At 41.7% G+C, this 16,878-nt stretch carries 11 protein-coding genes; all 11 read right to left on the reverse strand.

The features are described 5' to 3' along the window. The coding region (ftcD, locus tag OQ5_RS0102450) for a glutamate formimidoyltransferase (RefSeq protein WP_016775968.1) at nucleotides 1-1,371 on the reverse strand (1,371 nt) is incomplete at its 3' end. A gap of 102 nt (nucleotides 1,372-1,473) precedes the next feature. Then, on the reverse strand, nucleotides 1,474-2,712 hold the full coding sequence (gene hutI / locus OQ5_RS0102455) for an imidazolonepropionase (protein WP_016775969.1): 1,239 nt from the start codon (nucleotides 2,710-2,712) through the stop codon (nucleotides 1,474-1,476). Between the two features lie 359 nt (nucleotides 2,713-3,071). Beyond that, a complete protein-coding gene (locus tag OQ5_RS0102460; RefSeq protein WP_016775970.1) occupies nucleotides 3,072-4,334 on the reverse strand; it encodes an adenylosuccinate synthase in 1,263 nt (420 codons plus the stop codon). 189 nt (nucleotides 4,335-4,523) lie between these two features. After that, nucleotides 4,524-5,003 carry a Fur family transcriptional regulator gene (locus OQ5_RS0102465; protein ID WP_016775971.1) on the reverse strand — a complete coding sequence of 160 codons (480 nt, stop codon included), beginning with the start codon at nucleotides 5,001-5,003 and terminating at the stop codon, nucleotides 4,524-4,526. A gap of 798 nt (nucleotides 5,004-5,801) precedes the next feature. Beyond that, nucleotides 5,802-8,024 carry a RelA/SpoT family protein gene (locus OQ5_RS0102470; protein WP_016775972.1) on the reverse strand — a complete coding sequence of 741 codons (2,223 nt, stop codon included), beginning with the start codon at nucleotides 8,022-8,024 and terminating at the stop codon, nucleotides 5,802-5,804. 282 nt (nucleotides 8,025-8,306) lie between these two features. Continuing rightward, nucleotides 8,307-9,584 carry a M16 family metallopeptidase gene (locus OQ5_RS0102475; RefSeq protein WP_016775973.1) on the reverse strand — a complete coding sequence of 426 codons (1,278 nt, stop codon included), beginning with the start codon at nucleotides 9,582-9,584 and terminating at the stop codon, nucleotides 8,307-8,309. Nucleotides 9,585-9,868: 284 nt separating this feature from the next. Continuing rightward, entirely contained in the window at nucleotides 9,869-11,116 is a 1,248-nt protein-coding gene (locus OQ5_RS0102480; RefSeq protein WP_016775974.1) for a M16 family metallopeptidase, read from the reverse strand. Between the two features lie 185 nt (nucleotides 11,117-11,301). Beyond that, nucleotides 11,302-12,258: an NAD(P)H-dependent flavin oxidoreductase gene (locus tag OQ5_RS0102485; protein WP_016775975.1), complete on the reverse strand. Its 957-nt coding sequence runs from the start codon at nucleotides 12,256-12,258 to the stop codon at nucleotides 11,302-11,304. An 87-nt stretch (nucleotides 12,259-12,345) separates the two neighbouring features. Further along, nucleotides 12,346-13,980 (reverse strand): dipeptidyl-peptidase 3 family protein, encoded by a 1,635-nt coding sequence (locus OQ5_RS0102490; RefSeq protein WP_016775976.1) that lies wholly within the window; start codon nucleotides 13,978-13,980, stop codon nucleotides 12,346-12,348. 52 nt (nucleotides 13,981-14,032) lie between these two features. Next, complete coding sequence (locus tag OQ5_RS0102495; protein ID WP_016775977.1) at nucleotides 14,033-15,457, reverse strand: adenylate/guanylate cyclase domain-containing protein; 1,425 nt, start codon at nucleotides 15,455-15,457, stop codon at nucleotides 14,033-14,035. Nucleotides 15,458-15,555: 98 nt separating this feature from the next. After that, nucleotides 15,556-16,494 (reverse strand): tRNA (adenosine(37)-N6)-dimethylallyltransferase MiaA, encoded by a 939-nt coding sequence (gene miaA, locus OQ5_RS0102500; RefSeq protein ID WP_016775978.1) that lies wholly within the window; start codon nucleotides 16,492-16,494, stop codon nucleotides 15,556-15,558. Nucleotides 16,495-16,878: the final 384 nt, after the last annotated feature.

The following is a 16,878-nucleotide window of genomic DNA, read 5'->3' on the forward strand; positions in this document are numbered from 1 at the left end:
TTCTTTGGCTTCTTCATTACTTTTTGGGAGAGCAAAGGCATCCATTATTTTGTTAAACGCAGCAGTATCTTCATCTACAAGATTGAGGAGTTCCTGTTGTATCTCTATCCCTTTTTCAGCCTCGGTTGAAAATTCTTCCCATCGGTTGTCCCATCCTCGCTTGTGAGAAGACAAGTTCGCGACCATGGTTCCCAGTGCTGCACCCAGAGCCCCTACATAAGCAGCAACAGAACCGCCTCCCGGGGCTGGTGATTCAGAAGCTGTCTCGTCGGCAAACGATTTCAGACTTCTGTCGATAAGCTTTTTCTGATTTTTGTCCCTCAGTATGTACTCAATGATTTTCTTGTCGGGTTCGAAGGGATAAAGTTCATCCAGCCCCATAGATTTTACAGCAATGCGAACCAGTTCTTCCTCGGGCAGTCCGACTGAGCGTCGCTGTTTTTTCAGAAAGTATTTTCCCGCATCAATCATGGCTTTCAGCGGCACAACTCCCACCAGTTCGGAGCCTGTAACTCGAAGTCCTCTGGCAGCAGCTCTTTCGCAGGTTACATCAAAAGCCTTGTGAAGAGGTGTTACCGATATGTCCGTCAGGTTCATTGATATTTGTGCTATTCCATACTCTTCAATAAACCAGCCAATTCCTTTTACCGATTTGAGCAATCCGGGTTCATAAACTTTATTTCCCTTTTCATCGGTCACAATTTTTCCTGTAATCGGATCACCTTCACGCTTTACGCGGCCTCTTTCACGAACATCAAAAGCAACCGAGTTCGCACGGCGCACAGAGGTGGTATTCAGATTGACATTATAGGCAATCAGAAAATTGCGTGCACCTACTGCGGTAGCACCAGTTTCGGCAGTTTTGTGATTCCATACCGAAGGGCCGAAATCGGGTTTCCATTCGGGGGTGGATATTCTTTTTTCCAAAGCTTCATATTCTCCTTCTCTGCAACTGGCCAGGTTTTTTCTTTTTTCTTCAAACGCCGCAAATTCGTAACAATAAACAGGTATTTCCAGTTCTTCTCCTATTCTTCGTCCAAGTTCTCTTGCCAGTTCTGCCGTTTCTTCCATTGATATTCCCGAAACGGGCACCAGAGGGCACACATCAGTCGCCCCGAAACGTGGGTGGGCACCTTTGTGTTTTCGCATATCAATCAATCCGGCCGCCTTTTTTACTGCTTTGAAAGCTGCTTCAACAACCGGTTGAGGTGGCCCAACAAAAGTAACCACTGTCCGGTTGGTTGCTTTACCCGGGTCAACATCAATCAGCCTGACTTCTTTTACCGATTCAATTTCATCCGTGATTTGCCGGATGATGCTTGTATCTCTTCCTTCGCTAAAGTTGGGGACACATTCTATGAGTTGTTGCATAATGTTTGTGTGTTTGAATATCAAATTCTGAGACCACTTCCTAACCTGATATATACGGATCATTTATAATCCAGGGATGTAACTGTCTGATTTTATTTGGTTCTATTGTATTATTCCGTTGAGTATGACTTTTTCCACTTTGTTTTCTCCGTATGCATAAGGGATGTATTCAATCGAGGGTATCGGTTTTGTAATGATGACATTGGCTGTTTTACCCGGTGTAATGCTTCCCAGTTCATTTTGAACACCCATCGCCCAGGCGCCGTTAATAGTAACCGCATTGATGGTTTCTTGGGGCAACATTTTATACAGAATACTGCCCATAGAAATAATCAATTGCATATTCCCTGATGGAGAGGATCCCGGATTGAAATCGGTGGCAAGCGTAAGCGGAAGACCTGAATCTATTATTTTTCGTGCCGGAGCATATTTCAGATTCAGGAAAAAGGCAGCGCCCGGCAGAATAACAGGCATGGTGTCTGACTTCAGTAAGGCGTTTATTTCTTCCTCTCCGGTGAATTCAAGATGGTCGACAGATAATGCTTTGTGCTTAACGCCAGTCTGAACACCGCCGGAGAAGTCCAGCTCATTAGCGTGTATTTTTGGCTTAAGACCAAAAACGGCTGCCGCTTCAAGAATTCTGTCTGTCTGCTTTGTTGTGAAAAACCCCCGGTCGCAAAAGACATCCACAAAATCAGCCAGTTGTTCCGATGCAACAGCCGGCAACATTTCATTAATAATCAGGTCTACATATTTGTCGGGATTATTTTTGAATTCGGGTGGAATGGCATGGGCTCCCAGAAATGTTGAACGGATGGTTACCGGACTTACGGTTTTCAGTTGTTTGATGACACGCAGCATTTTCAGCTCTGTTGCTGTAGTCAAACCGTATCCGCTTTTTATTTCAACAGCGCCCGTACCCCATTGTACCATTTCCTGCAGGCGTTGCATAGCGCTTTGAAAAAGTTCTTCTTCACTCGCCTGTTGCATTTTTTTTGCTGAGTTGAGAATGCCGCCGCCACGTTTGGCAATCTCTTCATAACTGAGCCCTTTGATTTTATCGATGTATTCAATTTCCCGCGAGCGGGGAAAAACCAGATGGGTGTGGGAATCGCACCAGGCAGGCAGTACAAACCGGTCATGTGCATCGATAACCTTTATGTTTTCGGCCGCTGGCATCTTTATCATTGGGCCAAAGTCTGCTATACTCCCGTTCTCAATCAAAAGAAATGCGTTTTCAATGACCGGAAGATATTGCATGGCTTTTCCGGAAACTTTTTCAGGAAATGTCCGGTGGGCTGAAACGAGCTGCTTTATGTTTTTAATAAGAAGTGAGTTCACAATAGACTGTTGACTTTTTAACCTGTTTTATATCAATGATTTTTCGACATGAGATGTCAAATATCAAAATAATCTGATCAACCACAGACATATTAAAGCATGCTAAATAGTGTCTGTCCATAAAGTACCATTTGCTGTATTACGCTCGCCGCCCAAATACTCATTTACGTGTAGTAAACTCCGTTTTTTGCGACTTCGCAAGCCTTGCAACCCGCACTTTCTGAACAGACACACATATTGTAAAAATCTTTGCGTGTTTATAGACCCGCACTAATTAGGGACTGTTCGGGAATAATAATTTTGTATGCGAGTTCCAGCCGATTTTAATAATCAAATCCTTCACGGATAAAACGAACAATTTACTTCCTTACAATGGTTTGTTCTCTGTCCGGGCCGACAGAGACGATCGTAACAGGCACTTCGAGTTCATCCTCGATGAATTTAATGTAATTCTTCAATTCCTTTGGAAAATCTTTTTCTGATTTGACATTGGTTAAATCGCAATGCCAACCGGGCATTTCTTTGTAGACAGGTTCAAGATTTTCAGGTATTTCGAACGGAAATTCGCTAATGATGCCTTCGTCTGTTTTGTAAGCTGTTGCAATTTTTATGGTTTCGAAGCAACCCAATACATCTCCTTTGGTCATTATCAGCTGGGTAACACCATTGATCATTACACTGTATTTGAGTGCTACCAGATCGAGCCAGCCACAACGGCGTGGACGTCCTGTTGTACTTCCGAATTCATTTCCGTTTTCACGCATTTTTTCTCCGTCTTCATCAAACAGTTCGGTTGGGAAGGGGCCTGAACCAACTCTTGTGCAGTAGGCTTTAAAGATACCGTATACTTCGCCAATGTTTCGCGGAGAGATTCCCATTCCTATGCAAGCGCCTGCACATACAGTGTTAGACGAGGTAACATAGGGATAAGAACCAAAATCTATATCCAGAAGTGTTCCCTGTGCACCTTCGGCAAGGATGGACTGTCCGCCTCTCAGGTAACGATTCAGTTCATGTTCACTATCGATGAGTGTAAATTGTTTCAGTGTTTCTATCCCCTCTTTCAGACCTTTTTCGTATTCCTCCATATTGTAATCGAAACCGTACATGTCGATCAGTTTCATGTGTTTCTCCTTAAGAGAAGCATATTTTTCATCGAAACCTGATAAAATATCACCTACCCTGATGCCGTTTCGCCCTGTTTTGTCCATATAAGTGGGCCCAATTCCTTTTAGTGTAGAGCCAATCTTGGTTTTGCCTTTGGCTGCTTCCGAAGCAGCATCCAGGATACGGTGTGTCGGCAGAATAAGATGGGCCTTTTTTGAGATGAAAAGATTGTTTGACAGATCGATACCCTGCTTTTTTAAACCATCAATTTCTTCTTTAAAAATGATGGGGTCCAGGACAACACCATTGCCGATTACATTGATTTTATCTCCCTGAAAAATGCCGGAAGGAATATTGTGGAGAACAAATTTTTTACCTTCAAATTCCAAAGTATGGCCGGCATTCGGACCACCCTGGAAACGGGTAATAACATCGTATTCGGGAGTCAGAACGTCAACCACCTTTCCTTTTCCTTCATCGCCCCATTGCAGGCCTAAAAGAACATCAACACTCATTATGTAATATTTTGATTTTTATGATTTAATATTGGAGCAGCCTTAATGTTTGGTTTTTTAACTTTAAAGCAATAAAAATCGGAAGGCCTACCAATGTGGTTGACATTCCGATGCGTAAAATTAAATAAATAAAACGGTAAAACCTGAATTTGTCTTAATTAATTCATCTATTTTATGATTTTGAGCATTTTAACCCCGGTTTTTCTTTTCGTTTTTAGTTGTCTTATCGCGGCATTCTTTGCAAAGGCCGTATACATAAAGCGAATGTTGCGAAACGGTGAATTCCAGATTTTTTGAGGCATTGTCCAGCACAATTTGAATGCTTGGGTCGCAAAACTCTGTTACTTTTCCACAGTTGGTACAGATCAGATGGTCGTGTTGCTTTGATTCAAAAGCTTTTTCGAACTGGGCGATATTCTTCCCAAATTGATGTTTGATTACCAGTTTACAGTCGAGTAATAAATCAATGGTATTGTAAAGAGTTGCCCTGCTTACCCTGTAGTTTTTGTTTTTCATGAAAATATAGAGCGACTCTATGTCGAAATGGCCGTCGCGAGAATATATCTCATCAAGAATGGCGTACCTTTCGGGGGTCTTACGATGGCCATTCTTCTGAAGATATTCCGTGAATATTTGTTTGACCGTTTCTTTGTTTGAAGGCCTGTTCATAACTCGATCCAATTAAAATATAACAAAATGAACCTTTTACGTGCAAAGATAAAAATTTTATTTAGAATAAAACCAAATTGAATTAAGGAGACTGGTGGATGTGTTGAAGGGGTTGCTTGTTAATTAAGGAAATCTTCATTGTTCCATCTCAAAATGACATTAGTGTCTTACCCCTGATATTCGTGTTTTTTTGGCAAAATTAATGCTCTGTCACCGCTCCGCGGTTTTAGTATTGTCAATCCTATAACAGCAGTTAATAGCCGCGGAGCGGCGTCAGAACGGTAGAATTATGTAATAAGAAAAACAAAAAGCTGCGGAGCTGCGACAGATAATGTATAAATTTGTTTGGTTCTGGCTTGTCCAGGTTAGGGGAGGTGTCATTCTGCGCGAAGTGGTTAGACAATAGTGGTTAGTTAAAAGTGGTTAGTTAAAAGTGGTTAGACAATAGTCTATAGTGGTTAAGTTGTTCAATTTTTTAGCTTGTTAACAACATTACCCTGTTGGTGCAGATTTCTTTACAGAGTAAAGCAACTGATATGACCGGAAAATCATGGGTTAAAAAAACACGAATATCAGGCGTAAGACACTATGTTTTCTCAGAACAAGCCTAGAAAAAAAAACATAGAGGGGATTTAGTCAAATTAAACAACATGTTGGTTAAGTTTCTGAGCTAAGCGCCTAACCATCTAATTGATAATGATAAAATCTGTGTCAATCTGTGATATCTGTGTTGCACACTTAACCTTAACCTTAACCTCAATCTCAACCTCAGTCTCAATTGATCACTGAAATCACTTCTCAGTTCCCGTGTATTCTTTCCTGGCGGGTAACATTATGCACCCCCTTTATTTTCATGAGATTGAAGATAAGGTTATTAAGGTCTTCGGTGTTATGAATGTATAAGTAAATTGTACCTTCGAAGATGCCATCATGGCTTTCCACATGAATAGAGCGCATGTTAACAGTCTGGTCTTCTGAGATTACTTTAGTTATTTTGCTCACTATTCCAATCTGGTCAATGCCTGAAAGGTTTATTACGGCAAGAAATGAGAGTATTTTATGCGATTCCCATTCGGCCGAGACAATACGATTTCCCTGGCTGGACATCAGACGGATTGCCACGGGGCATTTACGGCTGTGAAGGATCAGTTTATCATTTTCGTCGAGGTATCCGACTACGTCGTCACCAGGAATGGGATTACAGCACGGTGCGATGGTATAATCTTCGGTTTCTTCCATATCATCCGACACTACCATCTGCGTTTTTTTACCGTCTTTACCGGTTTTCTTTTTGACCATTTTATTCTTTCCGAAAGATAACCGCCAGTACCGTACCCATTTGTTGGCTGTTTTGTCACTTAATATTTTATTCAGGTTGTCGAGATTGATGGTGCCTCTTCCTATTTTAAAATAGAGTTCTTCTTTACTTGGAAGGTTGTAATACTTCTGAAGTTTTTTCAGGATTTTAGCATTCGTGGTCAGTTTCTTTTCATTAAGTGCCTCTTCAAGTTTTTTTTCACCTTGCCGGATGATGACCTTTCGTTCTTTTTTAAAGGCATCCTTGATTCGGGTTTTGGCTTTGGCTGTTGTAACAAAGTTAATCCATTCATATTTTGGAGTTTGTTTTTCGGAGGTAAGGATTTCCACCTGGTCGCCACTTTTGAGTTCATAGCTCAGGGGGACAAGCTTATAGTTGACTTTTGCGCCAATACATTTGTAACCCAGTTCGGTGTGTATTTCAAAAGCCAGATCGAGGGCTGTGGAACCTTTGGGCATGACTTTTACATCACCTTTCGGGGTAAATATCATGATCTCCTGGCTAAAAAGATTCAGTTTAAAATCATCAAGAAATTCAAGGGAATCGGAATCGGGATTGTCCAAAACTTCTCTTATTCTTTGCAGCCAGTTGTCCAGTTCCGATTCTTTATCGTTCGAGCCTTTATATTTCCAGTGAGCAGCAAAGCCTTTTTCCGCGATTTCATCCATCCGTTCGGTACGAACCTGAATTTCAATCCAGTTGCCTTCCGGCCCCATAACGGTTGCGTGCAATGCTTCGTATCCGTTTGCTTTCGGGGTGCTCACCCAGTCTCGCAAACGGTCGGGTTTGGGTTTGTAAATGTCGGTTATGAGTGAATATATGGTCCAGCACTGTGCTTTTTCGGGGATTCCGGGTTTGGGTTTGAAAACGATCCGGATGGCGAGCAGGTCATAGACTTCCTCAAAAGGAATCTGCTTTTTCTGCATTTTTCGCCAGATGGAGTAGATAGACTTGGGTCTTCCTTTTATATCAAATTCATATCCTTCACTGGAAAGCCGTTCTATGATAGGCAAAGAGAAACGAGTAATTAAGTGTTTGGTTTTGTTTTGATAATCAGTTAGTTTGGATGATATTTCATGATAAATTTTCGGATGCTCATATTTGAGCGCAAGGTCTTCGAGTTCCGATTTTATGGAATAAAGGCCAAGGCGATGGGCCAATGGAGCGTAAAGATACAGCGTTTCGCCTGCTATTTTTAGTCGTTTGTGCTCGGGCATGGAGTCGAGCGTTCGCATATTGTGAAGACGATCGGCCAGTTTTATCAGGATGACCCTGATATCTTCTACCATGGTGAGTAAAAGTTTTCTGAAATTTTCGGCCTGTTTTGATCGTGTCTGGTCGAAAACGCCTTCGAGTTTGGTTAAACCGTCGACAATTCCGGCCACCTTTTCACCAAAGATACCTTCAATATCATCGAGGGTATAATCGGTGTCTTCCACGACATCATGAAGCAATGCAGCAGCGACTCCTTTTGCTCCAAGACCGATTTCGTCGGCAACTATACGGGCCACTGCCAGCGGGTGCAGGATATACAACTCCCCTGATTTCCTTCTTACACCTTTGTGAGCTTCGTTTGCCAGATCGAAGGCTTTTTGAATAAGCTTACGTCCTTCTGCGGTCTGGCAGCGGGGGCAAAGCTCAAGGAGTTCATTGAAATATTGTTTGACTTCCTGTTCTTCAGAAATTTTCACCGTTTCACTCATACTATATTTCTCCCGATCGGGCCTAATTTAATTAATAAAATGGAAAAAACGTAATTAATTAGTGTCTGTCCATAAAGCGCCATTTACTGTGTTACGCTCGTCCGAAAATTACTCATTTACGATGGGTAAACTCCGTATTTTCGGACTTCGCAAGCCTTGTAAATGACACTTTCTGAACAGACACATATATTGTGAAAATTTTTTTAGAGTTTATAGACAGGCACTAATTAGCGGGGATTTTCAGCAAGGGCAAAAAGTGCAATTGAAGCGCGTCCGGAATGCTTAAACTCCTGCAACAACCACCCAAAAATCATTTGGATCAAGATATTTTTGTGCCATTTCACGAATGTCATTGGTTGAAACATTACGAACATAGTCAATCATGTTCTGATAAAATCCGAAATCCATTTCGTATTCTTTTAATGTGCGGTAAATATCGGCAGTGGAAAAGGGACCGTCGAAATTACGGAGCAATTCTCCCATCATATAGTTTCGTACCATCTCAAGTTCATTATCGGGGACTTTTTCCTCGCGCAGTTTTCTGAATTCATCAAATATGGCATTAATGGCGTCGTCTCTTCGTTCTCCGGCAACTTCACTGCTGATTCCCCATACCCCGCTGTGTTTAAGTGGCATAACAAAGGAGCCTATTCCGTATGTCAGGCCTTTTTCTTCACGCACTGTTGTCATCAGGCGCGAACCGAAATAACCACCCAGAATGGTATTTAATACCTGTAGAGGAATGAAATCGGGATGATGATTGTTAAAAAGCGGACGCCCAATGCGCACAGCAGATTGCATTGCGCCTTCTTTTCGGATTATTCTCATTTTTTCATCAGAAGGAGAAAGAGGCGGTATTGTAGATTCGTCCTCAGGAATACATCTTGGTGTTTGCCCGAAATATCTGTTAAGAAGTTCTCTGAGGTTGTCTCCCGGCTGTCCGGCAACATATATTTTTGCCATTTCCGGGCGGTAATGATTATGGTGAAATGATTTTACCTGTTCTATATCAATTATTTCGAAGTGTTTTTTTTGCAATTGCCGCCCGTAAGGGTGGTCAGGCCCGAAGATGGTTTCTCCGAACAGACGGGTGGCCATGGTTTTTACTTTTTCACTTTCGAAAACGAATTCTTCAAACTTTTTGTGCAGGTAAATTTCATATTCATTTTTGGGAAATGCAGGTTTGGTAATTATTTCATGAACCAGATTCAACATTTCGGAAAGACAGCTTGTCAGACAAAGGAAGGTAATAATGGTGTGGTGATGATAAGTTTGAGTATTGAGATATGCACCGTGAAAATCTATTGTTTCAGAAATTTGCTGAGATGATTTATCCTTAGTGCCTTCCTGCATGAGGTTGGCCGTTGTCGATGCCACCAGGGGGATACCGGCCTGTATGGCACCGGCAGGAAATTCTATGTCGATTTTTGTAACATCCTGACTCCCTGCTTTTATTATAGAAACCGGTACACCATTGTCAAGTTTAAATTCCTGTACGGGTAAAAAGTCAATTTTTTCGATGGTCTTAAATTCGGGCGACGCATTTATGTTTTTAGTCATCTTTCCTTTCTTGTTTTTTGGTTCTGGCTTGTTGAGGTTAGGTGTTTGTTTATTATTTATGAGCCCGGTTTAAAAAGCATCTTTGTTGCCAAACTCTGTGTTGTTTTAAAATTTTGCATCCTCATTAACAACGAGTTAACTCCGGTATAAAAATTTAAAACGCCTTGATTTTGACAAAAATATGCTTTTTATACCGCACTCATTCATGACAAACTGAAAAATTCGTTTCAATAAAATTTTTCACTTCTGCCTTCTTCCTGTCAAACTTCTGCTATTCGGTTACTTTAATCTAAGGTGTTTTCAGTAAGGTAATACAATGTAGAACAGTTATCGGGATTGAAAATTTTTCCGGCCAGTTCTTTTATTTCTGTTTTGGTCACGGCTTTGTATCGCTCCGGTTCGAGATTTATTTCATCGGCCATCCCCATTAATTCGAACTGTGCTAAGTTAACCGCTTTGTTTAGATAGTGTATTTCGCCAAACACAAGATTCGAGATAACCTTGTTTTTCACCTTTTGCAGTTCATAGTCGGTAGGCCCTTCGCCGGCGAGTTTTTCCAATTCTTTCCGGATGCTTTGCTCAGCGGTGTCCATTTTAACCCCGGGCATAAGTCTTCCGGTGACAGTAAAAAGGCCGGGGTCGCGATCGCCGCCGATGTATGCATTGACATCGGAGAAGAGTCGCTTCTCTTTAATCAGGGACTGAAACAAACGTGCCGACGGGCCGTTCGAGAGTATGTCCGACAACAGATCATTGGCATAAAAATCCGGATCGGTTCTGCGTCCGTTATGAAAAACCATCTGGATAAAAGGAGCGGGAACATTTCGTTTTACCTCGCGGTAACGCGATTCTGTTTGAGGCGGTTCTTCAGGTAAATTCCTTTCAGGCACCTCTCTCGGGGGAACCGGCCCGAACCATTTTTCGGCAAGACGGAAAACATCATCCGGTTCAACATTACCTGCCACAGAAAGTACTGCATTGTTGGGGGCGTAGTGTTTAAAGAAAAAGGTTTTAACGTCGTCAAGTGTTGCATTTTCTATGTGTGAAATATCTTTTCCGATGGTAGGCCACCGGTAAGGATGAATCTTGTATGCCAGGTCGCGGATAAGTAAAGGAATATCGCCATAAGGCTGATTAAGATAGCGCTGTTTGAACTCTTCGATAACTACTTTTCGCTGAACATCCAGGCTTTTTTCAGAAAAATCCAGCTCTGTCATGCGGTCTGCTTCGAGCCAGAATGCTGTTTCTATATTAGCAGCAGGAACCGCAACATAATAGTTTGTGAAATCGTTGCTGGTCCACGCATTATTTTCTCCTCCTACATGTTGCACCGGGGCATCATAAGAAGGGATTTTTTTTGTTCCTCCAAACATCAGGTGCTCAAACAGATGAGCAAATCCTGTTCGGTCGGGATGTTCATCACGTGCACCGACATCATATAGCACATTAACTGCAACCATAGGAGTGCTTTTGTCGGGATGAACAATTATTCTGAGTCCGTTTTTTAATTGGTGTTTATAGTAATCTATCATTAGATTGTTAGTATTGTTAGTATTGTTAGATTGTTAGTATTGTTACGGTTGTTAGAATTGTTAAGTTGTTAATATTGTTAGAATTGTTAGGTTGTTTGTTGTTAGATGAGGTAATAAAACTTATAATATTAAATAACTAATCACTTAACATCAACAATCCTAACAACATTAACATTTCTAACAATCTAATGACCTGTTAAGGCAATCCTTGCCATGCTCGTTTCATTCAAAAGTTCTTTCATAATCTGTTCTACAGGTTTTATTTCGTCAATCAGCGCAACCACCTGGCCAATTTCAAGTTCACCTTCTTCCAGATCACCTTCAAAAATACCTTTTTTGGCGCGTCCTTTTCCCAAAAGTTTTTTGAGCTCATCTGCCGTGGCTCCCTGTAATTGTGCCTGTTCTACTAATTTATAGAAATGATTTTTCAGCAGTCGTACGGGAGCAAGTTGCTTAAGAGTAAGCATGGTATCTCCTTCCCTGGCTTTAATCGCATATTCCTTGAATGCCCGGTGTGCAGAGGATTCTTCCGACAGGGCGAAAAGCGAACCAATTTGAACACCATCGGCACCAAGAGCCTGGGCTGCTAATATATGGCGTCCGCTTCCTACGCCTCCTGCGGCAATTAAAGGCAATTGAGTAGCTTTTCGTACAAGAGGGATAAGTGTGAAAGTTGTTGTCTCTTCTCTTCCCTCGTGGCCTCCGGCTTCAAATCCTTCTGCAACAATGGCATCCACTCCGGCATCTTCACATTTTTGGGCAAGCCGGGAGTTGGCAATAACATGAGCAACTTTTATTCCCCTCGACTTGAGGAAGGGCGTCCACCTGGCAGGACTGCCGGCTGAAGTGAACACAATTTTCACCTCTTCTTCAGCGATCACTTGCATCAGGGCTTCTATGTCAGGATATAACAAAGGAACATTAACTCCCCAGGGTTTTTGGGTGGCCTGTTTCATTTTTCGAATGTGTTCGCGCAATACCCCGGGGTACATGCTGCCTGCCCCCAGGAGGCCCAGACCACCGTTATTGCTGACGGCCGATGCCAGTCGCCATCCACTGCACCAAACCATACCGCCCTGAATGATGGGGTATTGTATGCCAAATAGCTTTGTTACCGGGTTGTCGGGAAATAATGTTTGCATATTTTTTCTGTTTTACATTACAAAAAACCTGCTGACTTTGGCAATTCAAAGATCAACAGGTTTGGTGTGTGTTATGTTGATTGATGCTTACAGACCCAGTATTTCAGGCCCTTGCTCAAAAACAATATCGACGGGGATTCCGGCTTCATTAATGCGATCCAGATCTTGTTGCAGGCGGGTATTGATGATACCCAGTTGGTCAACCATTTTTTTGGCTTTTTCGTAATCTCCGTTTCCCTGTAAAACAAGTATTTCCTCGGAAAGCTGGTTCATGGCTTCTTTCATTCTTGCAAAATCCACGTGGTAAGTTCCTGTTTCAGGATTTCTTGTAAAAGCTTCTTTCTCGAGGAAGTAGTTGAAACGTATCATATTGGCTTTTCCGTGAGCGCTGGCTGCACCAAAACGGACCGACCTGAAAATGCCAGCCATAAAGGTAACATAATTTGTCATCAGGTCTTTGTTTTTAAGTTCCCCTGTTTCTGCCAAATGTGTTACAATATAAAGTCCGAGTATGTCGGCTTTCCCTTCTTCAATGGCCGAAGCGGTTTCTTTCAGAGCTTCACGTACAGTCCCTTTTCCGTTAATGGTGTTTTTGATGCCCAGGCCGTGGGCTACTTCGTGAAACATGGTGTTTTCAAAAAAAGCATCAAAGTCGATATACTGGTGCTGTGACGGGTCTATCAATATCTTGCTGATCGGGACGAGTATGTTTTCGAATTTTGCTTTCATGCTGTTTTTGAGCTGGAGTTTACGACTTCCCTTTTTCATTTGTACATCCGGGTCGTTCGGAAGATTGATGGCAATGGTTTTACTGGCCGCATTGCAATCGCCGGCATAGTAGACAGCATCATAAACGTTTAGATCGGAGTCGCTTCCGGGCGTTTCGCTTTTATATTCAGGCTCTACGGGTAACGCTTGTTGAATTTGCGGCAACAATTCGGCAAAGCGGTTCAGACGTTCCGACCAGACAGTGTCTTTAATAAGTATGTATGCTTCAAAAGCTGCTTTAGCACCCATGAGTTTGTCTTCATAGGTTTCGATCGGCCCAACAACAAAATCGATAATGTTTTTTTTCATATCCATCCAGGCCATATCGCTTTTGAAATAGTCGTTGCTGAGAAATGCTTTTGCCCGTTCTTTGAGGTATCTCTTAAATCCCTGGTCTTCGGCCATTTCTGAAGCACGCATAAGAAGTTCAGAGGCCCGTGACAATTCCTCCTCCCATTTACGGCTGTAAGGAACAACGATCAAATCTCCTTCCCGGTCGCGCTCAATGACTGTGTAGAGGCTGTTTTTATCGTGGTTCGACAACTGGCGGAATTCGTTCATTGACATATCTTCGGGATAAAACCCGCTACCTGCAGGTTTCGGGCCAATACCCTTGATGAACGGCTCGTTGTCGCGGAGTCTGTCCCATGGACCGTAATTGATTTCGGCGTAACGCCTCAGATGGTTATTCTTAATGTTACCCAGCAGTTGCTCCTTATCGCCCCATGCCTGTTGCCAAAAGAGGTTATCCATGATGTCAGCTACTTCGAATAGCAGGGGAAGCATCTCTTTTTGAGAAGGGGATAATGCCGACAGATCGGTTGTCAATCTGAATGACTGATAAGCTTCAACTCTATCTTTAATGTCTTTAACAGAGGCTTCGTATTTTGGAGAGGATGGTTGACATGCGGCAATTATTATAACAACAGCAACAAAAGCGGTAAACCGTTTCATAGATGAGTTTTTTAAGAGTTGTGCAATGCGAGCTCAAATGTAGGAAATTTTTTTAATATTTCACCTTTACCTCGTTTTCATTTAGCAGTTGTCTCAGCCGTTCTATTTGTTGCTGTTTGTTTACTTCTCTCAGGTTTTGTGCTGTTTTGGTAAAATATTGATGTTGTTTGATAAAATCGAGCTGCATCTGATTCCAGTCCTGCCATGACCCCACCATTTGGCGTTCTTTTAGTTCTCTGTAAAGTGTGTTTGAAACGGGGATGAAATCTGTACGTCCCAGATAATCCAGATCCGAATCGCACATTACCTCTTCCATCTTATCTTTTGGTTGAGGCGGAAGTTTGGTGGCCATGATCAACCGACAGATTGTGTCGATCCTGCTTTGAGGAATATTGTAACGGGGCAGTATCTGGCGGGCCATTAAAACGCCCTGGTGTTCATGATAACGATAATCGACTATATGGCCGGCATCATGAAACAAAGCGGCAATTTTTAGTGTAAGAATCTCTTCTTCACAGAGTCCTTCGGCCCATCCGATTAGTTCCACTTCGGTAATTACATCAACCGTGTGTTTTACATTGTGATAATACAAATTGGAAGGGAGGTTTTTCTCAAGAAGGTCTAATATGTTCTCCTGAATATCCATGAACTGTATTTGTCCGTATCGAACATCAAAAGTTTCGTTACTTTCGAAGACATTATCTGCGATATGCAGATCGTCTTTCAACCCGTTAACCAGATACATGTTCATTAGGCCTTTATATTTTACGGGCATACTTCCCAGATGTGAGATGTTGAAAAACTCTTTGACCAGTTCATAGGTCATTTCCGACATGTTTATTTGTCCCGGCGGACAGCTTTCTCCAAGCCGGCAGACAACATTGACGTTATCGCCGCTAATTGAATAAGGGGTATATTGTTTGCATGGGTCTACAGCGAGAACCGGGCCTGTGTGAATGCCCATTTTTACCTTCCAGACAGGCTCTGTTTTTTGTTGTTGGTAAATGTTAAGTATGGCACTATGCATGCGTGTCGAAGCCATTGTGATGTCTATTGGATTTGTCCTGTATTCATTAGACAGTCCTGCTGCATAAATAATATTATCTCCGAAACTTTTGATTTTGGTTAGTTTGAAATCTTCGGCAATTTTATCAATGGTGATATATATTTCATCAAGAATATCAATGAGGTCTGATTGATTAGCCATTCTGGGGAGGTCTTCAAAACCACAGATTGAGATATATAAAAGCGACACTGTTTTCAGATGCTCAACCTTTTTTTGTGTCTTTTTACCGGGAAAGTCGCTTACAACAGGGCCGCTGATGTCAGAAAAGCGTTCAAGAAGCTTATTATATTTCTCATTCTGTTTCTGAATGAGAGAATACCGCCCTACAAGGTTTTGAAGCTGGGCATTTAGTTCTTTATTACGATTGGCCAGGTTCTGGATTCGTTGAATATATTGATTTATGTTGTCCATGGAAATAACTTATATCAAATAAATTCTTTACGTAATAGAACATTAAAAGTCGGTTTCTGTTTGATGAGTTATTCATTTTTCCTGATATATATCCAATGTTATTGTGGTGAATTATATATCATATTGTAAATCAGCGAAACATTTTCATCAATGTTATTGGTTGCATCGATCCAATGAATTTTGTGTCCTTTGCGTTCCATTCCCCTGAACCAGGTCATTTGCCTTTTGGCAAATTGATGAATGGCAATGTTCAAACGTTCAAACATATCTTCGTAAGTTGTTTTGCCAATAACATAAAGGGTGACATACTTATATTCCAGTCCGTAATACAACAAATCTTCAGGACTGATACCTTCATCAATGAGCTGTTTTACTTCGTCGATCATTCCTTCGTTGAGCCTTTCTTTAAGGCGCTTCGTTATTTTATGCCGTCGCATATCCCGGTCGATTTCCACACCCACAATAAGCGGGCTGACCCTGGGCAGCTTTACCTCAATTTCAGGATGGTTTTGATAATAAGTTTCAATCTCTATGCTTCGGATGGCTCTTTTCTTCGTATCAGTATCGGTGGTGTTATGAAGTTTTTTGAATCCTCTTAAGATGCGAGTGAGTTCTTCCAGAGATTTGTCCTGAAGGCGTTGTCTTAATTGAGGATTCGGGGGGACATGCACCATTTTGTATTGGTCAAGTACGGCCTGAATATATAATCCTGTGCCTCCGCACATCACAGGGAATTTTTTGCGTTTTTTTATCTCTTCAAAGACCTTGAAAAAGTCGGTTTGATATTCGTAAACATTATATTTATAACCGGGTTCCCTGATGTCGATGAGATGGTAAGGAATTTTTTCGCCGTTGATGATATAATCATCATAATCTTTGCCGGTACCTAAATCCATTTTTTTATAAATCTGCCGGCTGTCTGCACTGATGATTTCGCCATTGATGCGATGAGCCAGGTGTGCAGCAAGACGTGTTTTTCCACTGGCAGTAGGTCCTGTAATAACAATCAGATTATATGGTGTTTGTGGTACTGTCATTTAAAAATCTAACGTTTTGTTATTATCTCAAAGTTAACAAAAAGTTGTCAGGAATTGAGTTCCTGCCCCCTAAATTCTCACAATCTTAGGTCAATAGGTTAATAGGTCAATAGGTTAGTAGGTCAATAGGTTAGTAGGTGATTAGGCCGGTAGGTGATTATACGGATTTTCACTGATTTCATCCGTATAAAATTTAGTTATTAAGGTCGGATGGAACTCGCGATTTCTTTATACATGCCCTTTTGTGGCAGGTTTCTTTGTAAAAAAAGCGGCAGAGCCGAAGGAGAAATCAAAGCTCCATGCTCGTTTCATCAGTATTAAATTAGACTAAGTTATTGGTCTAATGAAATTTACATGCAAAAATTTATACATTTTTTCACTGCT

The sequence above is a fragment of the Anaerophaga thermohalophila str. Valhall genome (assembly GCF_000250735.1).
Classification (GTDB): Bacteria; Bacteroidota; Bacteroidia; order Bacteroidales; family Marinilabiliaceae; genus Anaerophaga; species Anaerophaga thermohalophila_A.